General features: G+C 58.1%; 5 protein-coding genes. 3 read left to right on the plus strand and 2 right to left on the minus strand.

Translation table 11 applies throughout. The features are described from left to right. Positions 1–110 precede the first annotated feature (110 nt). Positions 111–539, minus strand: a complete 429-nt coding sequence (locus A1355_RS07415) for a DUF29 domain-containing protein (protein ID WP_064026568.1) — start codon at positions 537–539, stop codon at positions 111–113. 258 nt (positions 540–797) lie between these two features. Further along, positions 798–1,583, minus strand: a complete 786-nt coding sequence (locus A1355_RS07420; RefSeq protein WP_231883595.1) for a hypothetical protein — start codon at positions 1,581–1,583, stop codon at positions 798–800. Positions 1,584–1,822: 239 nt separating this feature from the next. Here A1355_RS07420 and A1355_RS07425 point away from each other — a divergent pair, with 239 nt between their 5' ends. The 3 genes from A1355_RS07425 to urtB all read left to right on the plus strand — a co-directional run bounded on the left by A1355_RS07425 (position 1,823) and on the right by urtB (position 6,551). Continuing rightward, complete coding sequence (locus A1355_RS07425; protein WP_064026570.1) at positions 1,823–3,073, plus strand: hypothetical protein; 1,251 nt, start codon at positions 1,823–1,825, stop codon at positions 3,071–3,073. A 280-nt stretch (positions 3,074–3,353) separates the two neighbouring features. Further along, entirely contained in the window at positions 3,354–4,652 is a 1,299-nt protein-coding gene (urtA, locus tag A1355_RS07430) for an urea ABC transporter substrate-binding protein (protein WP_064026572.1), read from the plus strand. Between the two features lie 321 nt (positions 4,653–4,973). Next, positions 4,974–6,551, plus strand: a complete 1,578-nt coding sequence (urtB, locus tag A1355_RS07435) for an urea ABC transporter permease subunit UrtB (RefSeq protein ID WP_082885423.1) — start codon at positions 4,974–4,976, stop codon at positions 6,549–6,551. Positions 6,552–6,782: the final 231 nt, after the last annotated feature.

A 6,782-nucleotide genomic window follows, 5' to 3' on the forward strand; every position in this document is an offset into this window, starting at 1 on the left:
GTCGGGCCGAGACCCGACTTCAAATCCGAATCAAACCCGTCGCGCCAGCGACACAAACCATCAAAACCATCAAAACCCTTACAACAAAACCGACGCCGCGCCGCGACAATTCACTCCGGAAAAAACCCGGCATCGACGATTTGATCGAACGTCCACGGACAATCGGCGGCAAACAATTCCTCGTCAAGTCCGGTTTCGCTGGACGCGTCGATGACAGCTCGCCGATAGGCATGGGTCAGGATTTCCGGCAATTTAGCGGCAAGCCCCGGATTATCGTCGAGCACATCGGCCACCGCGAGACGTTGACCCTTAATCGTCAGTTGCCAGCTTTTACCGCGCCGTGCCGGTTGATGCCGCCACTTCAGCAAATGCGCCAATAAAACCGTCAAGCGGCTATCCAATGCCCGTTTTTCGCTTCGGCCCATGCTTTCCAACTCCTCGGCGATGTTTTGTAGATCCAATTCGTTGAAACGCCCCGCTCGGATTGCCGCAGCCTGTTCGTGGGTCCAACGGTAGAAGTCGGTTTCGTAGGTACTCATGGCTAATCCTCATCCTATCTGACGGCCCGGATTATAACTGATCGTCGGCGGCGGCCGTTCGCGCCTCGGGCTTAACGCTTCGACTCCGCTCAGCGACCGGCTCGGCTCGGCTCGGCTCGGCCAACGATTCAGCTCCGCTCAGCGACCGACTCCACTCAGTAAATGTTCCCCTCTTAGCGAACGCTTCAGCCGGCAACGACCGAGTCTAACGCTCGACGGTGTTTTGGACGTCCCGCATCCCTGCGAGCAGGACAAGCGTTACTTCCTTTCATGCCCAAACGTAAAAATCACCGGATTGCCTTGGTTGTGGATAATCACCTCCTTCTTCGGCTCGTCGCCGATTGCCGCCGGCGTGCCGGAACCTTCGCCACCGCTAGCGGCCGCCGGAATCTCCCGGACCTCCACCCGCACGTCCGGCATCCACTTGGGCTTGAACAGCGCGGTCTTCACTCGGCCTTCGGTTTTCGGCAACGGCGCGTGTTCCAGCACGTCCAGACACGCGGTGCTGATTTGATCGACCAATTTGTCGGTCACGTAACTTTGCGCGACATCCTTGCCGAAGGCATGGGCGCTGAAGGTGGACTCGCGTTCGATCAACACCGCCTGATTACCGGCATCGCGTAGCGTGCAGGTGATCGGCAACACGTCGGCTTTTTGAAACTCGGCGGCGCGCGGGTCGGAATTGCCGGACGAAAACGAGAAGCCGACCGGTGTTTCCCGGCGGGCGACCTTACCCAATTTGGCTTGTAACGCATGGCTGAACGGCCCTTGCCCCGGCAACGGAAATTCCCATTCGGCCAGATTGGCCCTGACCCGATCGGCCAATGCCGCCGATTCCAATGCAAAGCCGAACTGGCGCAGATTGTCGTCGGCCACGCTAAACGCCACGGCTTGCAAGGGTTTGACGGCGTCGGCTGCGAGCGCGGGCGTCGGCGGAGCCAACCATGCGGCGGCGGCCAGCGCCAAACCGGCCATCCGGTACATTAGCGGTTTTCGAGCCGAATCCATATATCGATCGCGGCTGAAGCCGCTCGTATATTTCATGACCAACGAATTACCGGCCGGCCGTTCAGGCCCAATTTCTAGTGTCGAATTCATAAATTTCCCTCGGTTCTTGGGGGCTTACTCTACGGGAAGCCGTTCTTTTACAGCCATACGTCAAATAACTGATGAGTCATTTACCCGATTGTGGCGGGTAGCGACAAAATTCAAAAATCTCCCCGAAGTCTTCGAACGCCGGACCGCCAATCCCGGCAGTTTTCAATCCAAACCAGGGGAATGTAATGACAGGCATCAATCCACCCAAGCACAATCGCCGGGCCGCCAAGATGCTCGGTAGCGTGGCGCTAAGCGCCCTCGGCCTGAGCCAAGCGCCGGAAGCGCTGGCCGGCGCCACGTTTAAAATTGACGACACCAAATGGGTCAGCGTCGGCGCCGGTTTGCGCACCAGTTTTCGCGCCCAGGAAGGCTCGGTCGGCGCGAACGCCGACAAATGGAGCAACGATTTCAATCTGGACAACATCCGTTTGTACATCAACGGCCAGATTCACAAATATCTGAAAGTCGAATTCAACACCGATTGCCAAACCTGCGGCAACGGCGGCGAAGTAAGGGTGCTGGACGCCATCGGCAAATTCGAGGTCACGCCTTACGCCAACTTGTGGGTAGGCCGGATGCTGGTTCCTGCGGAACGCCGCGAGATGAACGGTCCGTTCTACAGCGCGGTGTACAACATCTTCTCCGCCGGCACGCCGTTCGAACCGTCGGACTACAACCTGACCATCAAATCAGACGGCACCTCGGCCGGTTCCTTCGGCCGGGACGACGGTGCCACCTTCTGGGGCGCGGTATTCGACGGCCGTTTCCAATACGCGGCCGGTTTTTTCCGCGGTCTGCGCGGCGGCGCCAACGTCGACGACAACATTCTGTACGCTCAGCGCTTCGCCTACAACTTCTGGGACGTCGAGAAAAATCCCGGCTACTACACCTCCGGCACTTACTACGGCAAGGGCGGCGACATTCTGACCGTCGGAGTATCCAACCAATATCAAGAAGACGGCGCCGGCACACTAAGTTCGCCCGGCAGTTTCCGCGGCACCACCGCCGACGTGTTGATGGAAAAAGTGTTGCCGGGCGGCGGCGTGGTCACTTTAAACGGCGAGTACAAAAACTACGGCATTTCCGGACCTTACAGCCAAGCGATCCGGGATGCGGAAGGCTCGGACGGCGCGCCGGCCCAGTTCTCGATGTTCGAAGGCAACGCCTACGATATCAGCGGCATGTATCTGTTCCCGCAAAAGATCGGCATCGGCCAATTCCAGCCATATTTGCGTTACGTCAATGTATCGCCGGACAACAGCCCCAACCGCGAAGTTTACGAAGGCGGCGTCAACTACATCATCGACGGCCACAACGCCAAAATTTTCGCCGCCTATCAATACGGTGACTTGCTGACCAAGGGCTTGAACTACAAATCCACCGCCAGCGGCGAAAACGCCAGCCAGGTGATGGTCGGCTTCCAATGGCAAATTTAATGACGCTGGGGTACGCAAATTTACGCCAACGCGACAAACCGTAGGGTGGGCACCGAATAGGTGCCCACGCGGAGCCTTCACGCGCGGGCATTGCATGCCCACCCTACAAGACAATGCCGTTAAGTTCCGGATGACCGTTCGTCCTGAGCTTGCCGAAGGACGAATGGTTAAGCCGTTCATGGTTCGACCAGCTCACCACGAACGGCTTAACTTAACGGCGTTGCCCTACAAGACCGGTGACACATCACCGACGATTTCTTCCCGACATAGGACTTAAACGATGAAACTACTGAGCAATTCCTTCCACAAACTGGCGACCGTCGCGGCTCTGTCCGCCGCGCTGCTCGGCGCCTCGCCGGCCCGCGCCGAAGACACTATCAAGGTCGGCGTGCTGCATTCGCTGTCCGGCACGATGGCCATTTCCGAGACCACACTGAAAGACACGATGCTGATGCTGATCGACGAGCAAAACAAGAAAGGCGGTTTGCTCGGCAAGAAACTGGAAGCGGTCGTCGTAGACCCGGCGTCCAACTGGCCGCTGTTCGCCGAAAAAGCCCGCGAATTGCTGACCAAGGACAAAGTGGCGGCAATCTTCGGTTGCTGGACCTCGGTGTCGCGTAAATCGGTGTTGCCGGTCATTGAGGAATTGAACGGCATCCTGTTCTACCCGGTGCAATACGAAGGCGAAGAGTCGTCGAAAAATGTGTTCTACACCGGCGCCGCGCCCAACCAACAAGCGATTCCGGCGGTCGACTACCTGATGAACGACCTGAAAGTGCAACGCTGGGTCTTGGCCGGTACCGACTACGTTTATCCGCGTACTACCAACAAAATCCTGGAAGCCTATCTGAAAGCCAAAGGCGTCAAGGATAAGGACATCATGATCAACTACACGCCGTTCGGCCATTCCGACTGGCAAAGCATCGTCGCCGACATCAAAAAATTCGGCTCGGCCGGTAAGAAAACCGCCGTGGTTTCCACGATCAACGGCGACGCCAACGTACCTTTCTATAAAGAGCTGGGCAACCAAGGCATCAAAGCCGAGGACATTCCGGTCGTCGCTTTCTCGGTCGGCGAAGAAGAATTGTCCGGCATGGATACCAAACCCTTGGTCGGCCATTTGGCGGCCTGGAACTACTTCATGAGCGTCGATACCACCAAAAACGCGGCCTTCATCCAACAATGGAAGGACTACATCAAAAATCCGAAACGGGTCACCAACGACCCGATGGAAGCGCATTACATCGGCTTCAACATGTGGGTGAAAGCGGTCGAGAAAGCCGGCACCACCGATCCCGAAGCGGTACAAAAAGCCCTGATCGGCGTCGAGTTCCCCAACCTGAGCGGCGGCGTGGCGAAAATGCTGCCTAACCACCACATCAGCAAACCCGTGCTGATCGGCGAGATTCAGGAAGACGGCCAATTCGTCACGGTCTGGCAAACCAACAAAGTCGTGGATGGCGACGCCTGGTCCGACTTCCTGCCGGACAGCAAACCGATCATCGCCGACTGGACCGCGCCGATCAGCTGCGGCAACTACAACACCAAAACCAAGAAATGTTCAGGTCAAAAATACTGATCGGATGAACCCGGCGGGTCCTCGATCAGATCCGCCTCACGCTTAGCCAAGGGTTGCGCCGGCACGGAAGCCGGCGCAACCCACCTCGAAGGAATCGCCATGTCTGTTCATTGTTCGCAAACCGCTTTAATAACGCCGCTCGGCCGCGCCTCTGCCGTTGCTCTTTTCCTATCCCTGTGTTCAGTTCGTACTCCTCTGTGGGCCGGGGCCAAACCGAGCGGCGTTATCAAAGCGATTTTTTCGTGCGTGGGTTACGCATTGCGTAGCTTGCGTTCCGGTTTTCGAGTGACCGCCTGGCACGCGGTGCGTACCCTACTTTTTATGTTCGCGGTTTCCGTACAGGCGCAAGAACCGGACGCCTTTAGCCAATATCTGGAGCAATTGCGCGTCGGCAGTATGGCCGAGCGCGAAGCCGCGATCGAAACCCTGGCCGCCGACGGCCGCGCCTTGCCGGCGCTGCAAGCCTTACTGGACGGCAAATTGTTCGATTTGAAAGCCGAGAGCAAACTGGTGATCGGCGTGGAATCGGCGGCCGGCTATCAACTGACCGACGCCGCCAGCGGCGCGGCACTCGCGGAAGTGGACCGCGCGGCGGTCGGCAAAATCAACGTCACCAACAAACTGCGCGGCAGCTTGCGCAAGGCCATCGGCCAGTTACAGTTGAACGTGGCCGACGCCGACGCCCGCTTGGCGGCGGTCAAGGCGATGGCAAAAGAGATCGACGACAAGGGCCTGGACTTGCTGCGCGGCCGCTTGGAACAAGAAAGCGCGCCCAAGGTCCGCGCCGCGATCGAAGAAATTCTGCTGCTCCGAGACATCGACAGCGACGACAAGGCCAAGCGCATCGCCGCCATCGGCACCTTGAAGGACCGGACCAGCCAGGACGCCGCCAACCGCCTGCAAGCCCTGATCGAGAAAGACGCCGACGGCAATTTCATCGAACCCGACAACGACATTCGCAATTTGGCGGAAGCCGCGCTGGTCAGCATCCACAACCGCTTGCAAACCTATGCGGTCGTCGAAACCGTGTTCTTCGGCCTGAGCCTGGGCGCGGTGCTGGTGTTGGCCGCGATCGGCCTGGCGATTACCTTTGGCGTCATGGGCGTGATCAACATGGCCCACGGCGAACTGATGATGCTGGGCGCTTACACCACTTACGTGATGCAGCAACTGCTGCCGAACAATCTGGGTACCGCGTTGATTTTGTCGATACCGATGGCCTTTTTGGTGGCCGCGCTAGTAGGTATAGCGATCGAACGCGGCATCATCCGCTTCCTGTACGGCCGGCCGCTGGAAACCCTGCTGGCCACCTTCGGCGTCAGCCTGTTCCTGCAGCAAGCCGTGCGCTCGATCTTTTCGCCGCTGAACCGCAGCGTCTCCACGCCGGAGTGGATGAGCGGCTCCTGGCAGATTAACGACTTTCTGTCGCTGACCTGGAATCGTTTTTACATCCTGATTTTCTGCCTGCTGGTGTTTACCGCGCTGCTGCAAATCTTGAAGCGCACCAAGCTGGGCCTGGAAGTCCGCGCCGTCGCGCAAAATCGCGGCATGGCCAGAGCGATGGGTATTCCCACCTCGCGGGTCGATGCGATGACCTTTGGTTTGGGTTCCGGAATTGCCGGGGTGGCCGGGGTGGCCTTGAGCCAAATCACCAACGTCGGGCCGAATCTGGGTCAGGCCTACATCGTCGATTCCTTCATGGTGGTGGTGTTCGGCGGAGTCGGGAATTTGTTCGGTACCTTAGTCGCTGGGTTTTCGCTAGGGATTGCCAATAAAGTGTTGGAGCCTTATGCCGGGGCGGTGTTGGCGAAGATTTTGGTGCTGGTGTTCATTATTTTGTTTATTCAGAAGAAGCCGAGGGGGTTGTTTCCGCAGAAAGGGAGGGCAGCGGAGTCTTGAGGTTTTGGGGGTTGCGTTTGCTGGTTCCCACGCGCTGCGTGGGAACCCAGACTAGCCGCACTGCGGCGACTCGGGCTGGAATGTTTGGTGTCGCTATCGCGACGACTTTTTAAATGCCGGTTCGCGGACCGGCAACCGCGATACTTTTCTTTGCTTGGCCTCGGCAATCGCTCCTGCATTGCTCTACCTCCTGCATCCATGCAGTCGAAAAGAAAGTACCCAAAGAAAAAG

Origin of the sequence: Methylomonas koyamae (assembly GCF_001644025.1) — a bacterium.
GTDB lineage: Bacteria > Pseudomonadota > Gammaproteobacteria > Methylococcales > Methylomonadaceae > Methylomonas > Methylomonas koyamae_A.

What these genes read in the sequence shown, in the direction of transcription:
- urtB (WP_082885423.1), top strand. Translation starts at nt 4,974, where the DNA reads ATGTTCGCGGTTTCCGTACAGGCGCAAGAACCGGACGCCTTTAGCCAA.
- A1355_RS07415 (WP_064026568.1), bottom strand. Translation starts at nt 539, where the DNA reads ATGAGTACCTACGAAACCGACTTCTACCGTTGGACCCACGAACAGGCT.
- A1355_RS07420 (WP_231883595.1), bottom strand. Translation starts at nt 1,583, where the DNA reads ATGAAATATACGAGCGGCTTCAGCCGCGATCGATATATGGATTCGGCT.
- urtA (WP_064026572.1), top strand. Translation starts at nt 3,354, where the DNA reads ATGAAACTACTGAGCAATTCCTTCCACAAACTGGCGACCGTCGCGGCT.
- A1355_RS07425 (WP_064026570.1), top strand. Translation starts at nt 1,823, where the DNA reads ATGACAGGCATCAATCCACCCAAGCACAATCGCCGGGCCGCCAAGATG.